Source organism: Duganella sp. OV510, from assembly GCF_900100205.1.
Classification (GTDB): Bacteria; Pseudomonadota; Gammaproteobacteria; order Burkholderiales; family Burkholderiaceae_D; genus Rugamonas.
The window spans coordinates 276,615-301,944 of sequence record NZ_FNEQ01000009.1; the positions used below are offsets into that span (position 1 = coordinate 276,615).

Sequence of the window (25,330 nt, forward strand, 5' to 3'; positions counted from 1 at the left end):
TATGCACCGCAACCGCAATGCCAAAATCGTCGCCACGCTCGGCCCGGCCAGCAGCGACCGCGACACCATCGAAGCCCTGTTCAACGCCGGCGCCGACGTGTTCCGCCTGAACTTCAGCCACGGCACGCACGCCGACCACAAGGCGCGGCTGGACATCATCCGCGCCATCGAGCGCGATAGCGGCCGACCCATCGGCGTGCTGCTTGACCTGCAAGGCCCCAAGCTGCGCCTGGGCGCTTTCACTGACGGCGCGGTCGCGCTGCGCGCCGGCGACAGCTTCCGTCTCGACATGGACCACGAACTGCTGGGCGACCAGCACCGCGCGCCGCTGCCGCATGCGGAAATCTACGCCGCGCTGGAAGTCGGCACCGAGCTGCTGATCGATGATGGGCGCGTACGGCTGCGGGTGGAATCGTTTGGTCCCGAACATGCGGAAACGCGCGTCATCATCGGCGGCCGCGTTTCGGACCGCAAAGGCGTCAACGTGCCGGGCGTGGTGCTGCCCCTTTCCGCCATGACCGACAAGGATCACGCGGACCTCGACTATGGCCTGAACCTGGGCGTGGACTGGATCGCCCTCTCCTTCGTGCAGCGCGCCGAGGACATCGAAGAAATCAAGCGCATCGTCAACGGCCGCGCCGGCGTGGTGGCCAAGCTGGAAAAGCCGTCGGCGATTCACAGCCTGGAAGCCATCGTCGCCGCCAGCGACGCGCTCATGGTGGCGCGCGGCGACCTGGGTGTCGAGATGCCGCCGGAGCAGGTGCCGGCGATCCAGAAGCGCATCGTGCGGGCCTGCCGCAAGGCCGGCAAGCCGGTGATTGTCGCCACGCAGATGCTGGAATCGATGGTCAGCGCACCGGTGCCGACGCGCGCCGAAGCCTCCGACGTCGCCACCGCCATCTACGACGGCGCGGACGCCGTCATGCTCTCGGCGGAATCCGCCTCGGGCCAGTATCCGCGCGACGCGGTACGCATCATGGAGTCCATCATCGCCCAGACCGAAGCCGATCCGCACTACCGCGAGACAGTGGCCGCTGGCGTCAGCGACGAAGGCGGCATGCTGGCCTCGGACGGTATCGGCGTCGCCGTGCGCAGCGTGGCTTTGGCGCTGAAGGTGGCGGCCGTGGTGGCCTACACCAGTTCCGGCTACTCGGCGCTACGCATGGCGCGCGAGCGGCCGTGCGCGCCCATCGTCGACATGACGCCACGCGCCGCCATCGCCCGTCGCCTGGCGCTGGCCTGGGGCGTGTACCCGGTGCTGTGCCACGAAGTGGCCGATGTGATGGAGATGAGCGCCTGGGCCAGCCGTGCGGTGCAAGCCGAAGGCGTGGCGCGCGAAGGCGACAGCATCGTCATCTCCGCCGGCATTCCATTCGCCACGCCCGGCACCACCAACCTGCTGCGCATCATGCAGGTTGGCTAACGGTTAGAGGGCTGGCGCCCGCTGCCGGCGTCGCGCCAGCAGCCCACCAGTCCCAAGCCGCCGATCAGCATGCCGTAGGTTGACGGCTCAGGCACGGCGGAAATCGACACATTGTCGATCGCCACGTCGAAGTTGGTAAAGCCGTAGAAATAGCCGGGCTGCAGCGTGGTGAACACCACCTCGTCCACACTTGCCAGGACGCTGGCGAAGCTGCGGCCAGATGGCAGCGTCGGCCCTGTCCCATCCGGGCCGCCATAACCGCCCCAACCGGCGGGCAACAACTGCGCGCCGGTGTCGCTGATCGTCACCGACAGGTGCTGCCAATCCTTGGTGGAGTCGATGCTGCCGAGGTTGTAGAACACGCTGGTGTAAGGCAGATTTTCCGGCTTGTTGTCATAGTCGCGCAACTCCACCACCACATTGCGTGACACGTCCTGGCCGAAGTAATTGATCTGCTGCGCCTTGATGTCCAGTCCGAGGGTGACGGCGCCCACCTTGGTGTAGTCGCCAATGAAGGGCTGATTGCTGCTGGTGCCCCAGGTTACGCCGAAGTTCTCGATCACGGTGCGCAAGACCGGCGCCGAATTGCCCAGGGTGGTATCGATGCCGGAACCGCCGACGCCATTTGCGGGCTGCATGCCCCACCAGCCGCTCTCCCCGCTGGAGAAGTCCACGGTAGTGGAGGTTGGCACAGCCATTGCCGTGCCGCCGGCCAGTGAGTGTTAAATTCTGCGCTAAAACCGTTATGTTCCTATGAACAAGGCATTTAACATTTCTCACGAGTTTTTACTGCTGGCCAAAACAAATCGGTCAATCAGCCAATATTTGCAATGTTGTTTTTTGCTACATTAAGAACAGCATGCCCACGCTGTGGCTACCCGTCACTGCTGCGCGCCGGTGCGGCACTGATGCGGCTGAAGGTGGAGATTATTTTTGATGACCGGAAGTTTTGTGCGTCATCAGCCGGCGCAGCACTTCTGCGTCTTCATGCGCTTTGCCGGCCTGCGCGGTGTATTCCGCCGCCAGTTCCACGTGCTTGTGAAGCAGCGCCTCTTCCGCCATCGTGCGCAGCAGCATCTCGCGCTCGTGCAGCGCGCGCATGGCGGACCAGACCGCGTCCTCCACCTTGTCATCCTGCAGCGTCACCAGACTGGCGGCAGTGTAGGCATGGCCGGTATGACAGCGGAAGCGCTGCGGCCGCAGGTCCTGAATTTCCCACAGCGTGCCGTGACATTCCGGACACGTGAAAGTCGACGGCTTGGCTAACCGGGCCAGGTTGTCCATCTCCACTCCCTCCAAGGCAAACTGGTTTTCGATCCGCACCCAGTCGGGCACCTGCCGGGGGCTTCAGCGCGGCGCCGGCCTGTCGCGCATCGATCAGTCGTTGCAGCAACGGCGGCATCTCGGCAAGCCGCACCACGTGATCGACTTCGACATTGTCGATGGCGCTGATCGGCATATCCGGCGCCAGCGCTTCATCAGGATCTTGCACCACGACGAGGCCCCCGCAGGCCTTGATGGCGGCCAGTCCGGCCGTGCCATCATCCAGCGCACCGGTGAGTATCACGCCAATAGCACGCTCTCCCACCACTGCCGCCGCCGAGCGGAACAGCGGATCTATCGCCGGCCGCGTGTGGTTTTCCTTGGCGATACGCGCCAGCACCACCCGATAAGCCTCGCCCTCGCGCCTGATGCTCAGGTGCAGATCGGGCGGCGCCACCAGGATGCGGCCTGCTTCGACCAGATCGCCTTCACGCGCCTGGCGCACCGGCAAGATCGAGGTACGGGCCAGCAATGACGGCAAAATGGTGTTGTTCGTGCCGATATGCATGACGATCAGGACAGCGGCCGGGAAGCCCGAAGGCAAGCCGGCAACCAGTTGACGCAGGGCTTCGACGCCGCCGGTGGAAGCGCCGACCACAACCACGTCGCGCGCGGGGATAGGGGTATTGTTCATACACAGAGCATGGCCCGGCGCCCGGCCAGCGTCCGTGCGTTGCCGCACATGGGAAAATGCTGGCCGCTACTTGCGTTGCCGCTACAACAGCGGCGCGTGGCCATCGAGCAGCTTGCAGATGGTGTCGCACAGCAGATCAACGTTGACCGGCTTGGTCAGCCAGGCAGAAAAGCCGGCATTCTGCGCTTCGGCCTTGTTGCGCTCACGCCCCAGGCCGCTGGCGGCGATCACCGGCAATTGTTCCAGGCCTGGCGTCGCGCGTACCCGGCGGATGAATTCGTAGCCATCCATGTCCGGCATCGAAATATCGGAAACCACCGCATCGAATGGTTGCTGTGCCAGCAAGGCCAGCCCTTCCAGCGCGGTCGACGCCATCGCCACGCTCGCCCCTTCATACTCCAGCAGTTCCTTGAACAGCGCCGAGGTATCCTCCGAATCGTCCACCAGCAGCAGGCGGCGGCCGCTGATGCAACTGGCGCTTGCCACATCGTCGGTGCTGGCATAGCTGCTTTTCAGGTGCGACAAGGGCAGCCGCAAGGTGAAGGTGCTGCCGTGGCCGACGCCAGCCGAGGTCACGCCGACCTTGCCGCCGTGCAGCTCGGTGATCTGGCGCACCAGCGCCAGACCGATCCCCAGTCCAGCCTTGCTGCGCAAGGCGGTGGCGCCGCCCTGGCCAAACATGTCGAACACGCGCGCCAGGAATTCCGGCGCGATGCCTGCGCCAGTATCCTGCACTTCCAGCACGGCCTGCTCATCGTTGATGTGCAGGCTGATACTGACCGTGCCACCGGACGGCGTGAACTTGATGGCGTTGCTCAGCAGGTTCAGCACCACCTGTTCGATGCGCACCGGGTCGGCCGCGATCACCACCGGCCGTTCATACGGCTTGAACACCAGTTGCAGATTGTCGGTGGCCGGATCGGCGCGCATGCCGTCCACCAGCTTGGAGGCGATGGCAACCAGGTCGACATCCTGCACCGCCAGCGTCAACTTGCCGGTGGCCACCCGCGACATGTCCATCAGGTCTTCGATAATCTTGGCCTGGCTGCTGACCGATTCGCGGATGATGCCGGCCGAACGCAACGCCGGTGGCGACTGCCGTACCGCCGGCAGGCGCGCCAGCAGTTCGGCATTGATATAGATGAGGTTGAGCGGATGGCGCAGTTCGTGCGACATCACCGCCAGGAACTCATCCTTCATGGCGTTGGTCATCTCGGCCTGCGAACGATTGGCCTGCTCGTGCGACAGCGCCACCTCGCGCTGATGCTCATGACGGATGCGCGAGGTCTGATCGCGGGCAATCTTGGCATAGCCTTCAAAGTCGCCGTTCTGCAGGATGGTGGTCACGCCGATGCAGAAGAAACGGCTGCCATCCTTGCGCAGATGCCAGCGCTCGTCCTCGGCGCGGCCTTCGGCTCGCGCGCGGCGACGCTCGTCTTCGGGCACGCCGGTGTCACGGTCTTCCTGCACATAGATCCGGTCCAGGCTGGTGCCCAGCATTTCCTGCTCGCTGTAGCCGAAGTTGCGCTCGGCGCCCTTGTTCCAGGCGGTGACCTGGCCTTGCTTGTCGGTGGTGATGATGGCGTAGTCGTCGGTGCTGTCCGCTACCAGGCGCATCCATTCCTCGCCCATGCGCGCCTTTTCCTCGGCCTCGCGGCGGCGGCTGATGTCGATGAAGGTCATCACCGCGCCTTCGATCTTGTCTTCGGTGGTGCGGTACGGCAACAGGCGCACGATGTAGTAGCGGCCGTCATTGCTGCGCAATTCGCGCTCGACCGGCCGCAAGGTCTCGAAGGTGGCCGAGACATCTTCCGCCAGCAGACCGTAATCAAGGCGGTGCGTGATGTCCGGCAGCGAGCGGCCGATGTCGGTGGGGATGATCGAGAAAATGTCCGCTGCGCGTGGCGTGAAGCGCTTGATGCGCATCGCCCGATCGACAAAGATGGTGGCGATGTCGGTCGAGGCGATCAGGTTGTTCAGGTCATCGTTGGCCTTGCCGGTTTCCTCGACCTTGACTTTCAGCTCGTAGTTGACGGTAATCAGTTCCTCGTTGACCGACTGCAATTCTTCCTTGCTGGTCTCCAGCTCTTCGGTGGCCGAGCGCAGTTCTTCGTTAATCGCCTGCAACTCTTCGTTGGAGGCGCGCAGTTCCTCATTCGACACTTCGGCGTGTTCGATGGTCTCCTGCAGTTTTTCCTTGCTGCGCTGGAGTTCCGCTTCCAGCTGGTTGAGCACCAGGTCTTTCGGCTCCACCTTGGTGGAGTCCGGCTGGGAATTCATGGTCTGCTCGATTTCCTCGAACAGCACCAGCAGAAATTCGCTGCTGGCGATTTCGTCGTTGAGCGGCCGCACGATCATGTTGACGAAATACGTGCGGTCGTCGCGCTTGATCATCACCCGTTGCGCCTCCACACTGCTGCCGGTCTGCAAGGCCTGATACACGGCCATGCGCAGTTCCAGGCGCAATTCCGGCAGCACAAGCGCCAGCACGTTGCGCGACGGCTCGCCGCCGACGTGGCGCAGGAAACGCCCCGCCATGTCGGACAGGTGGACGATATCCGAATCGCGGTCAATCACCAGGCTCGGCGGTGCAAACTTCGACAAGGCGCGCTGGTGCACGTCGGCATACGCAAACTGGCTGCGCACCTGGGTGCCGATATGCGCCAGTTCCGGCAGCCGGTGCGCCGGCGGGCTCGACAAGGCAGGCAGGTAGCGTGCCGAGCGCGACAGCATGCGCGCGCGGTAAATCCGGTTCTTCTTGTCAAACGGCACGAAGAACTCGGAAGCGGCATCGGCCGATTCGGAAGAACCGAGGAACAGGAAACCGTCCGGTTTCAGTGCCAGATGGAACATTTCCAGCACCCGCAACTGCACGTCACGGCTGAGGTAGATCAGCAGATTGCGGCACGAGATCATATCCAGCTTGGAGAACGGCGGATCGCGCAACAGATTGTGCGAAGCAAACAGGATGCGGTCGCGCAGGGTTTTGCGGATGCGATAGCGGTCGTCTTCCTTGGTGAAGAACTGGCGCAGCCGCGATGGCGGCACATCCATCATGATGGCAGCCGGATAGGTGCCGGCGCGCGCCACCGCGATCGCATTATCGTCGATATCGGAAGCAAACAGCTGGACATCGGCCGGTTTGGCCAGCGTTGCCGCAGGCTGCCACCCATACGCGGACCTGCTCACCCTGCGCCTTGTTGCGGAACAGCTCCGGCACCACACTGTGTTCCAGCGCATCGAACGCATCGCGGTCGCGGAAGAAATTGGTCACGCCGATCAGCAAATCCTTGAGCAAGGCCTTGAACTCCAGCGGCTCGCGTTCCAGCAGGTCGGCATAGTCGCGCAGCGAGGTCACGCCCTTCACCAGCAGGCGGCGCTCGATCCGCCGCAATACCGTGGCGCGCTTGTAGTGACGGAAATCGTGACCGGTATCGGCGCACAACATCGTAATCACGCGTTGCAAAGCTTCCTCGCTGGTGGCCACCTCGCCGGTTTTTTCGCCTTCGCGCAGCGCTTCGTCCGGCGCATCGTCGGCGTCGACCAGCTGGATGTGGCGTGCGACTTTACGCAAGGCAATCAGCTTGGCGGCAATCTGCTCCGTGCTCAGCACGAAGTCGACCATATTGGTGGCGATGGCGGCCAGCGGCATGCCATCATGTTCGCTTTCGCCAGGGTCCTGCGCCATCGTCACGCCGCCCAGCTCCTTGACGTGTTCCAGGCCATAGGCGCCGTCGCTGCCGGTGCCGGACAGCACCACCGCCACCGCGCGTTCACGGTGCGCCTCGGCCAGGGTGCGGAAGAATACATCGATGGCGATGTGGGTGCCACGTGGCCGTTCAATGCCGGCAAGCCGCCCGCCGAGGCGCCCAGCCCGACCACCGGAAAGCCGAGATTGCTGCGCGCCGGCTGGGCCGGCAGGTCTTTTTCTGAAGTGGCCTTGGGCTTGCCTGAAGTCATTGTGGATGCATGGGTGGGAAGTGAACAGGGAGTCTAGCGCAATTGTGTCAGTTTGTTAAGCACACAAGCCGACCGCGCGTCATTCCGGTGGGGGCAACCGCAGCCGCAGCGTGCCCTCCGCCTGGTGCAGCACGCGTTCGATGACTTCTTCAGGCAGTGCTTCCCGCCGCATCAGCTGCCTGACGCGCTCGCTGCCGAGCTGCGCGTGCAGGCTCAGCGCCGCTTGGACGACCGCCGTTTTGATCGCATCACGGCGGCGGCCATTATTGCAGTAAAACCGTTCGGCGAGCTTGCTGGATAGCGACAGTGCATCCTGCATCGACACCACCGACGGCGGCCGACGGCTTTCACTGTAGAGCACCCGCTCGATCAATTCCTCGGGCACAGCTTCCGCGCGCAAATAGGCCAGCGCATCACCTGAACCCAGCATGCGTTCAAACACCATTGCTGTTTCAATCTTGGCGGACGTTATCCGATCTTTTCGCGTTTGCAATGTCGCCCCCTCGCATTGTCCTGAACAAAAACTGATGGCGCCCTACCCGGCGTTGGTCATCATAGCATTGCCATGGCGTTGAAGGGCGCCTTATACCGCAAGGGTCCCCACAAAAATGAAGCGTTGTTGCAGCGGAAGCCGATGCGCCATCTCCGTTTGACAATCACAAAAGTGATTAGATAGCGCCAGCCGTTGACACTGTCTGGCGTGATACCGATACTCGGTGCACGCCAATTACCAGCAGATGGAGACCATGTCACTGAGCCGCCGCAGTTTTCTGAAATCCGCCGCCGCTACCGCATTGCCCGCCGTTGCCACGGCTGCGGGAGCGGCGGCTGCCACCTCGCCCGACCGCAATACCGTCACCACCGGCGACGGCACCGCCGCCTTGCATTGGCTGGAAGGCGGCGTACCCGGCCTCTCTGCCGGCACCACGCTAGGCGTACCATGGCCACGCGGACGCCATACCGCCAAACAGGCTGTTGCGCTGGCGACAGAGGACGGCAAGCAGGTGCCGGTACAAAGCTGGCCGCTGGCGTGGTGGCCGGATGGCTCGATCAAATGGTCGGCGCATGCACTGCCCGCCAACGCTGGCTTGTCAGCCACGCTGCAACTGAAGCCGGTCGCCAGCGCGCCGACGCCAGCCAGCGCCGTCACGCTGACGGAACGCAGCGACAGCATCGTGGTCGACACGGGTGTCATCCGCTGCACCGTGCCGCGCCGTGGCAACCATGTGATCCAGTCGATCACGCGCGACGGCCGCGATATCGCGCGCAACGGCAGGCTGGTGGCGCTGACCGCCAATACGCCGGACACCGAGGCCGCCAACACCGTTCAGCGGCATTACGACAGCATCGTCAGCGCCGTCACCGTGGAACAGCACGGGCCGGTGCGCGCGGTGGTCAAGGTCGACGGCAAGCACAGCGCCGATGGCCGTGCGTGGCTGCCATTTTCGTTGCGCCTGTATTTTTATGCCGGCGGCGAATCGGTGCGCATCATGCACACCTTTGTTTTCGACGGCGACGAGCATCAGGACTTCATGCGCGGCCTCGGCATGCGTTTCGATGTGCCGCTGGATGGCCCGCTGTACGACCGCCACGTGCGCTTCGCCGGTGAAAATCCGGGCCTGTGGGCCGAAGCGGTCCAGGGTCTGACTGGGCTGCGCCGCGATCCCGGCGCAGCCTTCCGCCAGGCGCAGGTGGCAGGCATGCCCTGCCCGCCCATCGCGCAGATGGCGCCCCGCGTGTCGTCGGCGTTGCACTTGGTGCCTGCCTGGGGCGACTACACGCTGTCGCAACTAAGCGCCGACAGCTTCCAGATCCGCAAGCGCACCAAGCCTGGCCACGGCTGGATCGACGCCGACGCCGGCCGGCGCGCCGCCGGCAGCGGCTACATCGGCGGCAGCGGCGGCGGCGTCGCCTTTGGCCTGCGCGATTTCTGGCAGCGTCACCCAACCCGCCTGGATATCCGCAACGCCCACACCAGCACCGCCGAGGTCACGCTGTGGATGTGGTCTCCGGATGCGCCAGCGATGGACATGCGCTTCTACCACGACGGCATGGGCATGGAAACCCACGCGCAGGAACTGCAAGGCCTGGACATCACCTACGAAGACTACGAGAAAGGCTACGGCACACCGCACGGCGTCGCCCGCAGCAGCGAGATCACGCTGTGGGCGCTGACCGCCACACCGAGCCGCGAGCGCATGGTGCAGATTGCGGCGGCGGTGCAGACGCCGCCGCAACTGGTGGCGCAGCCGGCGCACTTCCTGGCCAGCGGCGTGTTCGGCGGCCTGTGGAGCCTGCCGGACCGCTCAACGCCGGCGCGCGCGGCCATCGAGGATGAGCTGGACCGCCGCTTCGATTTCTACAAGGGCCAGATCGAACAGCGCCACTGGTACGGCTTCTGGAATTACGGCGACGTCATGCATACCTATGACGCCGACCGCCACGTCTGGCGCTACGACGTCGGCGGCTACGCCTGGGACAACTCCGAACTGTCGCCCGACCTGTGGCTGTGGTACAGCTTCCTGCGCGGCGGCCGCGCCGACATCTTCCGCCTGGCCGAAGCCATGGTGCGCCACACCAGCGAAGTCGATATCTATCACCTCGGCCGCTTCGCCGGCCTGGGCACGCGGCACAATGTGCAGCACTGGGGCTGCAGCGCCAAGCAGCTGCGCATCAGCGCCGCCGTCTACCGCCGCTTCTATTACTACCTGACCGCTGATGAACGCATCGGCGACATCATGCGCGAGCTGCTGGATGCGGACAGCAAGCTGGAAGCCACCGACCCGGTGCGCAAGATCGCCAACGCACCGCCCAAGGGCAAATATCCGGCGCGCGCCAGCTTCGGCACCGACTGGGGTTCGCTGGCCGGCAACTGGCTGACCGAATGGGAACGCGGCGGCAATCTGCGATACCGCGACAAGCTGCTGACCGGGATGAAGGACATCGCCGCCATGCCACATGGTTTCTTCAACGCCGACCGCGCCGGCTATGAGCAGGACAGCGGCCACCTGCACAATATGACCGGCGAGCAGGTCGCAGCCAGCCATCTGAATTCGGTGTTTGGCGCGGTGGAGATCTTCGCCGAGCTGATCACGCTCACCGGCCAGCAGGATTTCGAGAAGGCGTGGCTCAGCTACTGCACGCTGTTCAATGCCGACAAGGAGACGCAGAAGCGTGCGCTGGGCATGCCGCACGGCGGCAGCACCGTGCTGCGCGTCGGCCATTCGCGCCTGACCGCTTATGCCGCCTGGCGCACCGGCGATGCCGCGCTGGCCCGCCGCGCCTGGAGTGAATTCTTCGACCAGCCGCTGAAGCCCCTGCGCACGGTCGCCCTCCACGGCCCGGACGTGCTCAATCCGATCCAGGAGGCCGAAGGCATCAGCACCAACGATGCGGCGCAATGGGGACTGGCGGCGATCCAGAACCTGGCGCTGATCGGCGACTACCTGCCGGGCGGAGGTGGCCAATGATGCGCCGCGCCTTCGCGCTCGCCGTACTGGCATCTGTCTGCGCGCACGCCGCTGCGGCAGAGGCATGGCACTTCAGCTTCGGCGACCGCCAGCCGGCCGCCGGCCACACCGCCGTCCGCGCCGACATGCAGTATGACGGCAAGCGTGGCTACGGTTTCGAACCGGGCGCCGAGGTGCGCGGCAGCACCGCATACCTGACCAGCGACAGGCCTTTCTTCTTTTCCGCCGATCTGCCGGAGGGGAACTACAACGTCACCGTCACACTGGGCGGCAACGAGGCATCCAACACCACCGTCAAGGCGGAGCTGCGGCGCCTGATGCTGGAACGCGTGGCGACCGCGCCGGGCGCCACCGCCACGCGCACCTTCACCGTCAACATCCGCACGCCGCGCATTCCCGCTGCCGTCGGCGTGGCGGCCGGCGCGGTCGAGCTCAAGGTGCCGCGCGAGACTGTGCAGGAAGCCTGGGCCTGGGACCGCCGTCTGACGCTGGAATTCAACGGCGAACATCCAGCCATCCGCGCTATCGACATCACACCGGTGCAGGCGCCCACACTGTTCCTGCTGGGCGACTCCACCGTCTGCGACCAGCCGGGTGAACCTTATAACAGCTGGGGCCAGATGCTGCCGCGCTTCCTCAAGCCAGGCATCGCCGTTGCCAACCATGGCGAGTCCGGCGAAACCTATCGCGACTCGCTGACGCGCCGGCGGCTGGACAAGATCCTCAGCGCCATGCGTCCCGGCGACACGGTGCTGATGCAGTTCGGTCACAACGACCAGAAGCAGATCAAGGAAGGCAAAGGCGGTCCCTTCACCACCTACAAGGACGAAATCCGCAACCACGTTGAAGCGATCCGCGCACACGGCGGCACACCGGTGATCGTATCGTCGATGGAGCGCCGCCGCTTCGACGCCAACGGCAAAGTGGCGCCATCGCTGACCGATTACGCAGAAGCCGCGCGCCAGTCAGCGCAGGAACTGCGGGTGGCCTTCATCGACCTGAATGCGATGAGCAAGCCGTTCTACGAAGCGCTGGGGCCGGAGAAATCCGCAGCAGCCTTCGCCGAGCCGCAGCCGGGCAAGGCCGATAACACGCACCATAACAACTACGGCAGCTACCAACTGGCGCAGGCGGTGCTGACCGGGCTGCGTCAAACCGGCCTGCCGGTGGCCAGCTACATCGCCGACGGTTACGGCAACTTCGATCCGGCGCATCCCGATCCGGTGGCTGCTTTCGCTGTACCGCCCAGCCCTCAATTCACCAATGAGCGTCCGCTAGGCGATGAACAAAACGCCTCCGCGCAGGGTTATCTGTTCACCTACTTCATCGGCAATGGCGAAGATGGCTTGCACCTGGCTGCCAGCGACGACGGCTACCATTGGGAGAAGCTGGGCCAGGGACGCAGCTTCCTCAAGCCGGGAATCGGCAACGCGAAGCTGATGCGTGATCCCTGCATCGTGCGCGGGCCGGACGGCGTGTACCACATGGTCTGGACCTCGGGCTGGAAGGAGAACAATATCGGCTACGCCTCGTCCAGAGATCTGATCCACTGGTCGGCGCAGCGCGCGCTGCCTGTCATGGCACATGAACCGGGCACGCTGAACGCCTGGGCGCCGGAGATCATCTACGACGAGCAGCGTGGTGAGTACCTGATCTTCTGGGCCTCCACTGTAACGGGGAAATTCCCGCAGACCGACGGCTCGTCCGAGGACAAGTACAACCACCGCATGTACGCCACCACCACCAAAGACTTCGCCACCTTCACGCCAACCCGGCTGTTTTACGATCCTGGCTTCAGCGTGATTGACGCCACCTTCTTGCGCGCCAACGGCAAGCGCTATCTGCTGGTCAAAGACGAAACGCGCAACCCGCCGCGCAAATACCTGCAGGTGGCTGAAGCGCCGGACTTGCAAGGTCCGCTCGGTAAACTGAGTTCGCCGATCTCCCCGCCTGGCGTGTGGGTGGAAGGCCCGACCGCCATCCAGGTCGGCGCCGACACCATCATCTACTTTGACGCCTACATGGACAAGCACTACGGCGCGCTGCGCTCGCGCGACATGGTGCACTGGGAGGACGTCAGCAAACAGATGCACTTTCCCGACGAAGGCACGCCGCAGCGCGTCCGTCATGGCACAGTCATCGCGGCGCCCAAGGAACTGCTGGACAGCTTGCGCAGGACGAAATAACATTTATATTGGCTTTTTACAAAGCAGAAATACGCCAGCAACAAGACTTGTTTAGATTTGTAATGATGCAAACTCCCCTGATCCCCGCCGGCCTGGCCGGCCTGACCTTGCTGTGCGCTGGCGCCGCAGCGCACGCACAGACGCAGCCTGCCACGCCTGCCGCGCCGGCAAAACCGGCCGTCTCCGCTGAAACCAGCAAAAAGCCCGAGGAAAAGCCCGTCGACGATAGCGCCATGCAGCGCATCGAGGTAGTGGCGCAACGGCCGAATGAGCAGATCGACCGCTCCGTCTACGATCTCAAACAGGAAGTGATTACGCCTGCGGCATCGGCCGCCGACGTTATCGCCAACGTCCCCAACGTGACGGTGGACCAGGATGGCAAAGTCGCCATTCGCGGCAATCAGAACACCCAGATTTTTGTCGACGGCAAGCGCTCCGCGATGTTCTCCGGCGCGAACGCCGGCGATGCGCTGAACAGCTACCCGGCCGAAGCCCTGGAAAGCGTCGAGGTCATCACCGTGCCGGGCGCCGAATTCGGCTCCGAGGGCGGCGGCGGGCCTATTCTCAACCTGATCACGCGCCGCGTCCGTCCCAAGGGCGGCCAGGGCGCCATCAGCGCCGGCATCGGGCCGGATGGCCGCCATAACGCCTCCATCGTCGGCAGCTACAACGAGGGCCGCTACCAGATCGAGGGCCAGGCAGGCGTCAACCGCAACGTAAACGAGCGGACAGGCTGGTCCAATTCGCTGGTCAACAGCGGCACCAGCACCTCGTCCACGCTGCGCGAAGGTTCGAGCCGCTCGGCCTCGAACACCTTCATGCTGAATCCAACCTTCACCTACAACATCGGCGAAACCGACCGCGCGCGGCTGGCGCTCAACTACAACCGCACCAATAGCGACAACGCGTCGCTGTATGACTACCTGACCTACCAGGGCGCACCGACGCCGTACCAGCAATACAGCCAGCGCAGCAACGGCGACAGCCACATGACGGTGTATCAGGTGGCGTTCACCTACGAGCAAAAATTCAATCGCACCGATAAGCTGAACTACGATTTCCGCACCTCCGGCAATGACCGCGAAGGTGAGAGCCGCAATCTGAACAGCTACACCATCCTGCCGCCGACCGGTCCGCGCGCGCAGTTCCTGAACGGGAATAACACCACCAGCCGCCTGAGTGAATTCAGCATGGACTACACCAAGGCCATTACGCCGATGGTGCTGCTGACGGCAGGCGCCAAAGCCGGCGTCAACACCGGCCAGACCGACGCCGACTACTTCAACGTCGATCCGCTCACCGGCGAGGAGATCATCGACGTCAACCGCGCCAGCGCGTTCAAGACCACCGAGCACTCTTACGCGGTCTACTTCACCGCCAACACCAAGCTGACCGACCACTGGACCATCAAGCCTGGCCTGCGCTACGAGAAGATCGACCGCGACATCGAGTACATCAACCAGAACAACTCCAGCGGCGATACCAGCAAGCGGCTGATGCCAAGCATGTTTGTGCAATACGCGTGGGGAGAGCTGGGCAACTCCACGCTGACCGGTGCGTTCACCCGCCGCATCACGCGCCCTTCGCTGGCGGACATCAACCCGAATGTCCAGTATGTGAACGACACCAGCTACACGCTGGGCGATCCGCGCATCGCGCCGATGCATGGTGATAAATACGAACTGAAATACGATGATAAATCCGGCTGGCTGAATTACACCATCACGCCCTATCGCGAGAAGGACTCGCCGCTGATAGGCCGCGCGCTGACGCCGGTGCCCGGTACAGCGATCGTGATCAGCGAGGCGATGAACTATGGCGCGAAAACCACCAGCGGCATCAGCATCAACGTCCAGGGCCGCCCTGACCGTTCGCTGAACTTTGGCGCGACCATTAATCTCCAACACCTGACGCAATCCGTGCTGGCGAACCAGTACAACACCGATGGCACGCGCTACACCAAGGAATTTGAACTCGTTTCCAATCCCAGGATCGTGCAATTGCGCGCGCAATACACCGTCGGCGACCACACCTTCCAACTGAATGGAAATTACAACGGCAAGCGTTTGAACGGCTTAAGCCAGGTCGACTCCACGTGGCAGGTCAATCCCGGCTGGAGCTGGCGCCTTGCCCCTGGCATTACGCTGCGCTCCAGCATCCGCGATCTGTTCAACAGCAACGTGAATCACAACATCCAGTATTCGGACACGGTGCAGTCGGAAAGCTACAGCAAGCAGGCTGGCCGCGTCTATACGGTCGCGCTAAGCTTCAGCCTGGGCGGCGTGACTGGCGATTCGCGCCTGCGTAACGGCGGCAATATGTTCCGTGGCCAGCCTGGCGAAGGTGGGATGCGCGGTCCTGGCGGCGGCGGTGGCCGCAGCGGCCCCGGTTAATTCGCGCTGACGGGCAGCGAAGGCGCCGGTCTCAGATCGGCCGCCGCAATCGATTGCCCTTGCGCCGACAGGTAGGCGCCAAGAGGATTGCCTTGCAATCCCTTGAAGGCCGCCACCACGCTCTGCGCATTGAACACGGCCCCAGCGTCATTGGTGTGCGTGCGCGCGTCGGAGAAATAGGTGCCGACAGTCTGCGCGCCGAGCTTGCGGTAGCCGTCGCTGACCACCATGGTCAGGTCGGCGAATTGCGCGCCCTCGTTGCGTGCCACGTGCTGGTCCCAGGCGGCGAAGCTGGCGAAATCTCGGCTCTGCTCCCATACATCCTTGTGCGGCACCGGCGACAGCAGGATCACGCTGGCGCCCTTTGCACGCGCACTGGCCACGTAGTTCGCCATATACCAGCCGAAGGTGTGAACCTGCTCCTTGCTGCCATCCGGCTTGCTGTCCTCCACCGTCTCCGGGCCAATACCTTTTCCGGATGCGCGGCCTTTCATCGCAGGATCGCCAATGCGGCCGCCGTCATTGTGGCCAAACTGGATCGCCACCACATCCCCCGGCTTGAGCTGATCCAGCACACGCTGCCAGCGGCCTTCCGTATAAAAGGTGCGGCTGCTACGGCCACCGATGGCGTGGTTGACCAGATTGATCTTGTTCGCATCGAAGTATGGCGCGATGCGTTCACCCCAGCCGATGGCGCCATTCACGCCGCCACTTTTCACCGTCGAATCACCGACCAGAAATAACGTTGGCAACGCCGCATCGCGCGGCTTCTCGGCGGAGACTTTGGCGGCATCGACCACCGGCCGTTCATCCTCCAGCGGCGGTATCGCCTGGCCGGCGCTGCTCAACGCCAGCGGCAGCCGCAAGGCTTTCAATCCAGCCACCACCGTGCGCGCATTCAGTTCGGCGCCGGCCCAGTTGGTATGCACGCGTTCTTCCGGTGTGGTTTGCGGGAACAACTGCATCACCGCATCGCGACCCAGTGCGTCGTACTGGCGCGCCACCTGCTCGTTCAAGTCGATAAAGCCGACCTGCTGCTGGCGTGCCACCTGCGCCGCCCAGCCGCCGTAGCCGTCACGGCTGCGGCCTATCTTTCCATCAGCCTCCCACGCCTTGCGGGGAATCGGCGAACAGATCACCGGCGTTGCACCGCGCCGCCTGATCTCGGCGATGTAGAAGCGCAGATACCAGCCGTAGCTATGCACTGTCTCGTGCTTGCCGGTCAGGAGGTTGTCGATCTGTTCGCTTTCCTCGCCAACGCCCTTGATGGTGCCGCGTGCGCGGCTGGTGTCGTTGATCGCACCGCTGTCGTTGTGGCCGAACTGGATCAGCACCACGTCGCCAGCCTTGATAAACGCCTGCGTGCGCTCCCAGTGGCCGCTGCTCAGGTAAGTACGGCTGCTCAAGCCACCAACCGCGCGGTTGACCACATTGAGCCTGGCCGTATCGAAGTATGCGGCCAGCGGATTGCCCCAGCCCCACTGCCCCGCCGGTCCCTTGCCCTGGCCATCATCATGGCCGTTGCGCACGGTGGAGTCACCGATCAATATCAGCGATGGCAGGCCTGGAATCGCCGGCTCGGGCAACACCACCTGTGCCCGTGCCGGGTCCGTGTTGACGGCAACCGGCACGGCCTGGGCAATCGCTGCTGTGGCGCAGCACCACAGCAGCATCGTGGCGATCCAGCGGCACCGCATCATCAGTTCCGCACCGACACCGTCAGGAAGTAACGGCGACCCGCCCACGCCACTTCATTGACGCGCAGCGAAGAGCCACCATCGGTGGTCTGCGCCTGGTCGGTCAGGTTCTTGCCTTCCAGCGAAACGGTGACGTGCTTGTTGTAGCGCCACTGGATCTTCGCATCCAGATAACCGCTCTTCTGCTGGAAGGTCGGATTGCCTGCCACGTCCGCATTGCCGGTGTAATAGCGGTCGCGGTAGTTGTAGGCCACGCGGGCATTGATATCACCCAGGTCGTACCAGATCGCCGCGTTATAGCTGTTCTTCGACAAGCCAGGATAAGTCAGCTCGGTGCCGTCCAGCGGGTTAATCAGCGCCGTGCCCGGCGCATACTTGTAATTCATGCGGGTGTAGTTCATGTCCAGACCCAGGCCGCGCGCATAGCCCGGCAGGAAGGTCAGCGCCTGACGCCAGGTCAGCTCCACGCCGTTGGTGGTGGCGCCCTGGCCATTCATCGGACCGGTCACGTCAAACAGTATGCCGTTGTGGAACAAGTCGGCATTCTTGCGCAGCGCCTTGTCGACGATGTAGCTGTCGATCTCCTTGCGGAAGAAGCCGGCCGTCAGCTGGGTATCCGCGCTTGGGTAGTATTCCAGGCTCAGATCCTTGTTGGTGGCGCGATAAGGCTTCAGGTCGGGATTACCGGCGGTGCAGTCGTCGGTGCCGTCGCCGCCCACCAGGCTTGAGCCGCTGCCCAGGATGCACGAGGCCGCAGGCACCAGCTTGTCGATCGCCGGACGCGCCATCACCTTGCCCCAGCCGAGGCGCAGCATGAACTGATCAGGAATCAGCCACATCATGACGTTGGCGCTAGGCAGGTAGTCGTGGTACTTGCTGTCCACACTGACGATGCCGTTGCTGATCACTGTATCGGTATAAGCGGTGCCGCTGCCGGTCGGTCTACGCACGGTCAGCTTGTTCAAGCCGGTCGACGTATTCTGCGTGCCGGTATAGCGCACGCCGATGTTACCCCACAGGTTGCGGTCGAACAGCTCGGTGTCGAAGTCGGCGCGCACATACGCCGCGCGTACCGTCTCCTTGACCTTGAAGGTCGGGATCTGCGGATACACCTTGCCATCGTTGCCGGTGGCCGAATACACATTATCGAAGTTGAAGTGCGAGGTATCGAAGTACTGCAACGCGTTGTTATACACCGGCGTCATCCAGCTCGACGGCACATTGTGGACGCCATCATAGCCGCCGAAGAAGGTGCCTGGCGTGCGGCCGGCAACCGCCGAAATCAGCGCAGCCATCTGCGCCTGGTTCACATACTTGTCGTTGTAGTTGAAGTTCGGGTAGGTCGGCACCGAGCTGGCGCGCAAGGTGCCGGTGGTGTTGAACGGGTCGAACAGAATGGTCGAGTTGACGTTGGCCGACGGGATGTAGATATCATCCGCCGTCGCCGCCGTGTCATTGTTGTTGACCAGGTAACCGCCGCCGTCATAGCGCTGCGAATCGGAACGGCGGCCCTGCGCGCCAAACCATATCTTGTTGAAGAAAGGCGTGCTCAGACGATATTTGAAATCCAGCTTGGCCTGGTCTTCCGTGTTCTTGGTTTCGTATGGACGATACTGCAGTTGCGCCTGCACGTAGGAACTCGGATCATCCGGCGAGTAGCCGGCCGGGAAGGTAAAGTGCGGCAGTCCCTGCTCGTCCAGCTGGACTTTCAGGCCAGGCGCATTCTGCGTCAGCACAATCGAGTTGGTCTCGTTGTGGTACTTGGACTTGGAGGTATTCAGCAAACCCTCCACTTCCAGATCGCCGCGCTTGAAGTTGAAGCCGGTGCTGAGGTAGTCCGATTTGATCTTCAGCTTGAAGTCGCGCGCCGAGGTGCTGAACGCGCCCTGGCCGCCAACGCCACCAACGTACTGGCAATCGCCGACGGTATATTCGGTGACGATGTGATTGCTGACCACCAGGCCCGCCGGCGTGCCAGTGGCCGGCAAGGCGCTACAGGTGCCGGTACCGGTGTTCGGAGCACCGGTCGCCGGGTTGTACACCGGTGCGACACCAGCGCTGGACAGGCGCGTCAGCGTATTGAAGTCGGTGCCGTAGTTGCGATCGTTCAGGCGCTGATCCTGATCGTTGCGCTGGTAGCTGACGTAGGCATTGAAGTCATTGCTGAACTTGTACTGCGCGGTCATCTCGGCCGAGGAACGCTTGTGATCGCGCGTCCAGATGCCGTAGCGCGAGGTGCCGGGATTGTAGTCATACCATTGCTGCTGGCAGGCGGTCTTTTGCGCCGCCGACAGCGTGCTGGCCGAGCAGCCGGCGGCCGTTCCAATGGCGGCCACCGCCGGGTCAAGCGAGGTGACGGTTTTCTCCGGCGAGCCATCCCAGTCGCGCAGGAAGCGCCAGCTGGTGTTGCGGCTGTAATCATTCTGCGTCAGCACCTTGTCGTAGACAAGATTGGCCATGATGCCCAGGCGGCCATCCATGAACTTGTCCGCCCACAGCAGGCTGGCGCGCGGCTGCGTACCGCCACGGCTGGTGGAGTGTTCGCCTGCCACGGTGGCGGCAATGGTCATCTCCTTGAAGTCCAGTGGCTTGCGGGTGCGGATCTGCACGGTGCCGCCGACGCCACCTTCGGTCAGGTCGGCCGTAGTACCTTTGAAGACGTCGATCGACGCGATCAGTTCGGATGCCAGCTCACGCAGCTCGGCGCCACGGCCGGCATTGCCATTGGTGCCTAAAACGGACATACCGTTTATCTCGATACGGTTCAGGTCCGGCGCCACGCCACGGATCGACACTTGCGAGCCTTCGCCGAAATCGCGGGTCAGCTGCACGCCGGTGATGCGCGACAGTGCCTCGCCGACGTTCTTGTCAGGGAACTGGTTGATGTCCTCGGCCACGATGGAGTCCGACACGGTGGCATTGCGAATTTTTCGGTCGATGGCGGACGCCACCGATTTACGCGTGCCGACCACCATCACGGTAGTGGTGGCGTCCGTTCCTTCCGCTGCGCGCGGCGTTTCCTTTGCAGCGGTTTCTGTCTGCGCCATGGCGGCATTGCTGGCCAGGATGGCGAGTGCCGATGCGACGGCGATAGTCATGACTGGGCGTGCCAGGCGGTTGGCTTGCGTTGACTTGCTCACTTGATGTCCCCCGTTATTTTTTAATCAGCTTGTGGCTGCATTCTAGGTGGGACTTGCAAGAAAAAATCGCCGCCAAGACAAAGAATCAAATAGTTGATTGGGGCGTGCTCACTCTGTTGTTTTGGGCGCAACGCGCAAGCGATTACTGCGCGGGGCCGATTGAGCGCCCTGCGATAACATTCACGTTATTCTTGATCTGATCAGTTGCGTGATTGGAATGCAGCACTGAATTCCTGCGCCGCAGCATGAACACGTTCAGCACCGACATCGAAGGTGCAGTGCCTCAGCGTGAGCGGCGCAGCGCAGGCGCTCGCCATCCAGCGTGGCCGGATCGCCCATGCCGATCACCAGCACCGCGCGCGGCGCCATGACGGGCGGCGGCAACTTGACCAACAACGTCTCCATTTCCTGTGCGCGGAAAGCGCCACTGGTGCGCAGGCGGGTCAGATGGCCATCCAGCGCCAGCAGACCGCCGGCGATGGCGGCATCGCCTGTCTCGTGCTCGAACATGCAGGCCACGCTGAAGTCGACATCGGCATGCGCCGGCCCCCAGGCGACTACGTCGAACTGTACGCCATCGATGATTCCTACAGGCAGACGTGCAGGGGAAGATGCGTCGGTCATGACATGGCTTTCGTATGTAAAGCACCGATCTTATCGACTACCAGACGGCTTCCGCAACTGGTCTAAGGGTACAATCAGCCGGGCAAGGGCTTAGCCTCTGAACGCGAAAGGATCAAATGCATTATGACGTAATCGTGGTCGGTCTCGGTGCAATGGGCGCTGCCACGTTGTATCAGTTGGCAAAGCGCGGCGTGCGGGTGGCCGGCGTAGACCGCTACGCGCCGCCACACGATCAAGGCTCCAGTCACGGCGACACGCGCATCACGCGGCTGGCCATCGGCGAAGGCGCGGCGTATATTCCACTGGCGCTGAATTCGCACCGTATCTGGCGCGAACTGGAAGCGGAGAGCGGCGTACCGCTGCTGGAACAATGCGGCATGCTGATGCTGAGCGACAGCCAAGTCGCCGCAAGCGGCCATGGCACGCCGGATTTCGCCGGCCAGACCGCCGCGCTGGCGCGGCAGTACGGCATCGCCCACGAGTTGCTGGATGCCGCCGCCATCGCACAGCGCTTCCCGCAGTTCACCGGCTACGGCCCGCATGCGCTGGGCTACTACGAGCCGGGGGCCGGCTATGTGCGGCCCGAGCGCTGCATCGCAGTGCAGATCGAACTGGCGCAACAGGCCGGCGCAGCGCTGCACCTGAATACTCAGGTACGCTCGATGTCGGCGCGTGCCGGTGGCGGCGTGCAGGTAGAGACCGCCAACGGCAGCCTGACGGCCGATCACGTTATCTCATGCGCGGGCATGTGGAGCGGCAAGCTGCTCGGCGGACCTTTTACCGGCCTGCTGAAAGTCTGCCGCCAGAAGCTGTACTGGTTCGAGCTGGATGAGCCGCAGCGGTTCGCGCCCGGTTCGCCGGTATTCATCCGCCTGGATGCGGGCGCGGATAGCGATAGCTGCTACGGCTTCCCACCAGTCCCCGGCGAAAACGCCATCAAGATCGCCACCGAGGACTACACCGACCGCAGCGATCCGGACCATGTGGACCGCGACATCAGCGCTGCCGATGCCGCCGCCATGTACCAGCAGCATGTGGCTGGCCGTCTGGCCGGCGTCTCCGGCCGCGTATTGAAATCAAAGGTCTGCACCTACACGATCACGCCCGATTTCAACTTCCTCATCGACGCGCATCCCGACCTGCCCGGCGTGACCGTTGTTTCTGCCTGTTCGGGCCACGGTTTCAAGCACTCGGCCGGTGTCGGCGAAGCGCTGGCCAAGCGCTACTGCGGCGAGGCGGATGCGGTCGGCCTGTCGGCGTTCGCCTTGCCGCGCCACGGTTGACGAATAAGCTAAACGGTATATACTCGGCCCATCAACAGGCTTTTCTGACGACGCTCCGTGAACACCGACCGCATTTCCCTGTCGCGTAACTGTTCCGCCCTGCACCAGGGAGCATCGCCTATGGCCGGACGCCGATGCGCGTCCACGAAGGATATCGCCAGCCTTTCTTTGGCTCGGTAAGCCAGAACCCCACGTTCTTTCGCCTGCCGAGCGCCCTCCCTGTTCCTGAATCGCCCGCTGGACGCAAGGTCTATGCGGCACCGTCACGCACTTTTGGAGTGAAAATGAAACCGCACATCACCGTATCAACACTGGATATCGAACGCCTGGAAACCCTGCTGGAAACCCACCATAACCAGGCCTTGCAGGACGAGCTGGCGCGCGCCAAGGCCGTCGAGCCGGAAGACATCCCTTCCGACGTGGTCACCATGCGCTCGCAGGTGCGCTTCGAGATCGAACAGCCACCACAACAGCTGTGCCTGACGCTGGCTTATCCCAAGGATATGCCCGAGCTGGAGGACGGCATTTCCATCCTGACGCCGATCGGCACCGCGCTGCTCGGCCTGAAAGTCGGCGACAGCATCGACTGGCCGCGCCCGGATGGTCAGATGACCACGCTGCGCATCCTGGAAGTGCCTTACCAGCCGGAGCGCGCAGGCGAAACTTTCCGCTAACTAGACGACTGGTCTAATTATGTTATACTGCATCGCATGAAAGCCGAATACACCGACGTCCGCCAGCATATTCTCGATCAAGGGAAGGCCATTATCACGCGCAAAGGTTTTGCGGGTGTGGGCCTGAACGAAATCCTGACGGCCGCCGATGTGCCCAAGGGTTCCTTCTACCACTACTTCAAGTCCAAGGAACTGTTTGGCGAGGCGCTGCTGGAAGATTATGTAGCGCAATACCTGGCAGAGATGGAAGCCACGCTGACCAAGCCAGGCCAGGACGCCGCACGTTCGCTGATGGATTACTGGACCGGCTGGTTCTCCGAGGATTGCGGCTGCCGCTGCCTGGTGGTCAAGCTGAGCAGCGAAGTGGCCGACATGTCGGAACCGATGCGCGTGGCGCTGCTGGACGGCACCAACCGCATCATCGCCCGCATCGCAGTCACGCTGGAGCAAGGCGTGGCGGACGGCTCACTGCCGACCGTGACCGAAGCCGCGCAAACGGCGCAGACGCTGTACCAGCTGTGGCTGGGCGCCGCTATGCTGACCAAGCTGCGCCGCGATCCGAGTGCGCTGCAATCTGCCTGGCAAGCCACGCTGGCCCTATTGAAACTGTAAGCATTTTTTTGAATCATTTTCTAGACGACCAGTCTAATACAAAAGGAAAAACAGATGAAAAACTTCGAATTCCACAATCCGACCAAAATCGTCTTTGGCGCCGACACCGTCGCCAAGCTGTCCAAGCTGGTGCCGGAGACCGCGCGCGTACTGATCCTGTACGGCGGCGCCAGCGCCGAAAAGACCGGCACGCTGGCCGAAGTCCGCACCGCACTGGGCGGCCGCCACGTGCAGGAATTCAGCGGTATCGAGCCTAATCCAAGCTACGAAACGCTGATGCGCGCTGTCGAACAGGTGCGCAAGGAAAAGCTGGACTTCCTGCTGGCGGTCGGTGGCGGTTCGGTCATCGACGGCACGAAGTTCGTTGCCGCCGCCGCGCTGTATGACGGCGAGCCATGGGAAATCGCCGAACGCGGCGGCTCCAACATCAAGCAAGCCCTGCCCTTCGGCTCGGTGCTGACCTTGCCCGCCACCGGCTCGGAAATGAACGCCGGCAGCGTCGTCACCAAAAAAGCCACGCAGGCCAAGCTGGCCTTCCACAGCGGGTTGGTATATCCAAAATTCTCGATCCTCGATCCGCGCAAGACCTTCACGCTGCCGGTCAGCCAGGTGGCCAACGGCCTGGTCGACGCCTTCGTCCACACCACCGAGCAATACCTGACCTACCCGGTCGATGCGCGCGTGCAGGACCGCTTTGCCGAAGGCCTGCTGCAAACGCTGGTGGAAATCGCGCCACAAGCGATCGCATCGCCGGACGACTACGCCACCCGCGCCAACCTGATGTGGACCGCGACGCTGGCACTGAACGGCCTGATCGGCGCAGGTGTGCCGCAGGACTGGGCCACCCACATGATCGGCCACGAACTGACGGCACTGTACGACATCGACCACGCGCGCACACTGGCGCTGGTGCTGCCGGCGCTGCTGGACGTACAGCGCGAGCCGAAGCGCGCCAAGCTGCTACAGTTTGGCGAGCGCGTCTGGAACATCAGCAGCGGCAGCGATGACCAACGCATCGACGCCACCATCGCCCGCACCCGCGCCTTCTTTGAAGGCCTGGGCATCCCAACCCGCCTGTCCGCCTATGCGCTGGGACAGGAAGCTGTCGAGGCCGTGCTCAAGCAACTCGAAGCGCACGGCATGACCGCCCTCGGCGAGCACCGCGACATCGACCTGGCACGCAGCCGCCGCATTCTTGAAGCAGCACTTTAATAAAGGAAACGCACATGAAAAAGATTCTGATGGTACTGACCTCGCACGACCAACTCGGCAACACCGGCAAGAAAACCGGCTTCTGGCTGGAAGAGTTCGCCGCGCCGTACTACACGCTGAAAGCCTCCGGCGCACAAATCACCGTGGTGTCGCCAGCCGGCGGCCAGCCGCCGCTGGATCCGAAAAGCGACGCGCCGGAATCGCAAACCGAGGCGACCAAACGCTTCAAGGCTGATACCGCAGCCCAGTCTGTGCTGGCCAACACCGGCAAGCTGGCCGACGTCAACGTCGCCGACTTCGACGCCGTGTTCTACCCAGGCGGCCACGGCCCGCTGTGGGACCTGGCCGAAGACCGCCACTCGATCAAGCTGATCGAAGACATGATCGCCGCCGGCAAGCCGGTCGCCGCTGTCTGCCACGCACCAGGCGTGCTGCGCCATGTGAAAGGCACGGACGGCAAGCCGCTGGTCAACGGCAAGAAAGTCACCGGCTTCACCAACACCGAAGAAGACGCGGTCGGCCTGACGGATGTGGTGCCATTCCTGGTGGAAGACATGCTGAAGCAAAACGGTGGCGTTTACTCCAAGGTCGGCGACTGGCAGCCTTACGCCATCACCGACGGCCTGCTGGTCACCGGCCAGAACCCGGCCTCTTCCGAAGCCGCCGCCGACGCCTTGCTGAAGCTGCTGGCCTGACGGT

Annotated in this window: 16 protein-coding genes and 2 pseudogenes; 9 read left to right on the top strand and 9 right to left on the bottom strand. The window is 63.2% G+C overall.

The genetic code is table 11. The features are described from left to right. The first annotated feature begins 1 nt into the window (after position 1). Complete coding sequence (gene pyk, locus BLS51_RS22935) at positions 2–1,423, top strand: pyruvate kinase (protein ID WP_090189378.1); 1,422 nt, start codon at positions 2–4, stop codon at positions 1,421–1,423. Between the two features lie 3 nt (positions 1,424–1,426). Here the strand turns inward: pyk and BLS51_RS22940 are convergent. The 6 genes and pseudogenes from BLS51_RS22940 to BLS51_RS22960 form a co-directional block, all read right to left on the bottom strand. Continuing rightward, positions 1,427–2,121 (bottom strand): annotated as a pseudogene (locus BLS51_RS22940) (PEP-CTERM sorting domain-containing protein). Between the two features lie 229 nt (positions 2,122–2,350). Continuing rightward, a complete protein-coding gene (locus BLS51_RS22945; RefSeq protein WP_090189374.1) occupies positions 2,351–2,569 on the bottom strand; it encodes a hypothetical protein in 219 nt (72 codons plus the stop codon). Next, a complete protein-coding gene (locus BLS51_RS22950) occupies positions 2,553–3,380 on the bottom strand; it encodes a chemotaxis protein CheB (RefSeq protein WP_090189372.1) in 828 nt (275 codons plus the stop codon). Before BLS51_RS22950 ends, BLS51_RS22945 begins: the two co-directional genes overlap by 17 nt. A gap of 81 nt (positions 3,381–3,461) precedes the next feature. Continuing rightward, on the bottom strand, positions 3,462–4,250 hold the full coding sequence (locus BLS51_RS30665) for a hybrid sensor histidine kinase/response regulator (protein ID WP_373994425.1): 789 nt from the start codon (positions 4,248–4,250) through the stop codon (positions 3,462–3,464). Between the two features lie 7 nt (positions 4,251–4,257). Further along, positions 4,258–7,383 (bottom strand): annotated as a pseudogene (locus tag BLS51_RS30670) (chemotaxis protein CheB). A gap of 36 nt (positions 7,384–7,419) precedes the next feature. Beyond that, positions 7,420–7,785 carry a hypothetical protein gene (locus BLS51_RS22960; protein WP_090189370.1) on the bottom strand — a complete coding sequence of 122 codons (366 nt, stop codon included), beginning with the start codon at positions 7,783–7,785 and terminating at the stop codon, positions 7,420–7,422. Positions 7,786–8,086: 301 nt separating this feature from the next. On the opposite strand from BLS51_RS22960, the gene BLS51_RS22965 reads away from it, so the two are divergent. The 3 genes from BLS51_RS22965 (at position 8,087) to BLS51_RS22975 (ending at position 15,389) form a co-directional block, all read left to right on the top strand. Further along, complete coding sequence (locus BLS51_RS22965; protein ID WP_090189850.1) at positions 8,087–10,810, top strand: exo-rhamnogalacturonan lyase family protein; 2,724 nt, start codon at positions 8,087–8,089, stop codon at positions 10,808–10,810. Continuing rightward, a complete protein-coding gene (locus tag BLS51_RS30365) occupies positions 10,807–12,996 on the top strand; it encodes a GDSL-type esterase/lipase family protein (RefSeq protein WP_175472660.1) in 2,190 nt (729 codons plus the stop codon). The genes BLS51_RS22965 and BLS51_RS30365 overlap by 4 nt, the downstream gene beginning before the upstream one ends. A 62-nt stretch (positions 12,997–13,058) precedes the next feature. Then, on the top strand, positions 13,059–15,389 hold the full coding sequence (locus BLS51_RS22975) for a TonB-dependent receptor (protein WP_090189368.1): 2,331 nt from the start codon (positions 13,059–13,061) through the stop codon (positions 15,387–15,389). On the opposite strand, the gene BLS51_RS22980 is transcribed toward BLS51_RS22975, so the two are convergent. The 3 genes from BLS51_RS22980 to BLS51_RS22990 form a co-directional block, all read right to left on the bottom strand. Further along, entirely contained in the window at positions 15,386–17,089 is a 1,704-nt protein-coding gene (locus tag BLS51_RS22980; protein WP_229207707.1) for a rhamnogalacturonan acetylesterase, read from the bottom strand. The genes BLS51_RS22975 and BLS51_RS22980 overlap by 4 nt on opposite strands. Continuing rightward, complete coding sequence (locus BLS51_RS22985) at positions 17,089–20,184, bottom strand: TonB-dependent receptor (protein ID WP_090189365.1); 3,096 nt, start codon at positions 20,182–20,184, stop codon at positions 17,089–17,091. The genes BLS51_RS22980 and BLS51_RS22985 overlap by 1 nt, the downstream gene beginning before the upstream one ends. A 297-nt stretch (positions 20,185–20,481) precedes the next feature. Next, entirely contained in the window at positions 20,482–20,850 is a 369-nt protein-coding gene (locus BLS51_RS22990; protein WP_090189363.1) for a M17 family peptidase N-terminal domain-containing protein, read from the bottom strand. 116 nt (positions 20,851–20,966) lie between these two features. Here BLS51_RS22990 and solA point away from each other — a divergent pair, with 116 nt between their 5' ends. From solA to BLS51_RS23015, 5 genes are all read left to right on the top strand, one after another. Next, complete coding sequence (gene solA, locus BLS51_RS22995) at positions 20,967–22,133, top strand: N-methyl-L-tryptophan oxidase (RefSeq protein WP_090189361.1); 1,167 nt, start codon at positions 20,967–20,969, stop codon at positions 22,131–22,133. Between the two features lie 284 nt (positions 22,134–22,417). After that, complete coding sequence (gene rnk, locus BLS51_RS23000; RefSeq protein ID WP_090189359.1) at positions 22,418–22,807, top strand: nucleoside diphosphate kinase regulator; 390 nt, start codon at positions 22,418–22,420, stop codon at positions 22,805–22,807. A 36-nt stretch (positions 22,808–22,843) separates the two neighbouring features. Then, positions 22,844–23,419: a TetR/AcrR family transcriptional regulator gene (locus BLS51_RS23005; RefSeq protein WP_090189357.1), complete on the top strand. Its 576-nt coding sequence runs from the start codon at positions 22,844–22,846 to the stop codon at positions 23,417–23,419. A gap of 54 nt (positions 23,420–23,473) precedes the next feature. Continuing rightward, the gene (locus BLS51_RS23010) at positions 23,474–24,631 is read left to right on the top strand and encodes an iron-containing alcohol dehydrogenase (protein ID WP_090189355.1); all 1,158 of its coding nucleotides are present in this window, start codon (positions 23,474–23,476) and stop codon (positions 24,629–24,631) included. Between the two features lie 14 nt (positions 24,632–24,645). Next, a complete protein-coding gene (locus BLS51_RS23015) occupies positions 24,646–25,326 on the top strand; it encodes a type 1 glutamine amidotransferase domain-containing protein (protein WP_090189353.1) in 681 nt (226 codons plus the stop codon). The last annotated feature ends 4 nt before the right edge of the window (positions 25,327–25,330 follow it).

Coding starts and splice junctions, on each gene's coding strand:
- BLS51_RS22965 (WP_090189850.1), top strand. CDS start 8,087: ATGTCACTGAGCCGCCGCAGTTTTCTGAAATCCGCCGCCGCTACCGCA.
- BLS51_RS22990 (WP_090189363.1), bottom strand. CDS start 20,850: ATGACCGACGCATCTTCCCCTGCACGTCTGCCTGTAGGAATCATCGAT.
- BLS51_RS22985 (WP_090189365.1), bottom strand. CDS start 20,184: ATGACTATCGCCGTCGCATCGGCACTCGCCATCCTGGCCAGCAATGCC.
- BLS51_RS30365 (WP_175472660.1), top strand. CDS start 10,807: ATGATGCGCCGCGCCTTCGCGCTCGCCGTACTGGCATCTGTCTGCGCG.
- pyk (WP_090189378.1), top strand. CDS start 2: ATGCACCGCAACCGCAATGCCAAAATCGTCGCCACGCTCGGCCCGGCC.
- rnk (WP_090189359.1), top strand. CDS start 22,418: ATGAAACCGCACATCACCGTATCAACACTGGATATCGAACGCCTGGAA.
- solA (WP_090189361.1), top strand. CDS start 20,967: ATGCATTATGACGTAATCGTGGTCGGTCTCGGTGCAATGGGCGCTGCC.
- BLS51_RS22950 (WP_090189372.1), bottom strand. CDS start 3,380: ATGAACAATACCCCTATCCCCGCGCGCGACGTGGTTGTGGTCGGCGCT.
- BLS51_RS22960 (WP_090189370.1), bottom strand. CDS start 7,785: ATGGTGTTTGAACGCATGCTGGGTTCAGGTGATGCGCTGGCCTATTTG.
- BLS51_RS23015 (WP_090189353.1), top strand. CDS start 24,646: ATGAAAAAGATTCTGATGGTACTGACCTCGCACGACCAACTCGGCAAC.
- BLS51_RS22980 (WP_229207707.1), bottom strand. CDS start 17,089: ATGATGCGGTGCCGCTGGATCGCCACGATGCTGCTGTGGTGCTGCGCC.
- BLS51_RS23005 (WP_090189357.1), top strand. CDS start 22,844: ATGAAAGCCGAATACACCGACGTCCGCCAGCATATTCTCGATCAAGGG.
- BLS51_RS23010 (WP_090189355.1), top strand. CDS start 23,474: ATGAAAAACTTCGAATTCCACAATCCGACCAAAATCGTCTTTGGCGCC.
- BLS51_RS22975 (WP_090189368.1), top strand. CDS start 13,059: ATGATGCAAACTCCCCTGATCCCCGCCGGCCTGGCCGGCCTGACCTTG.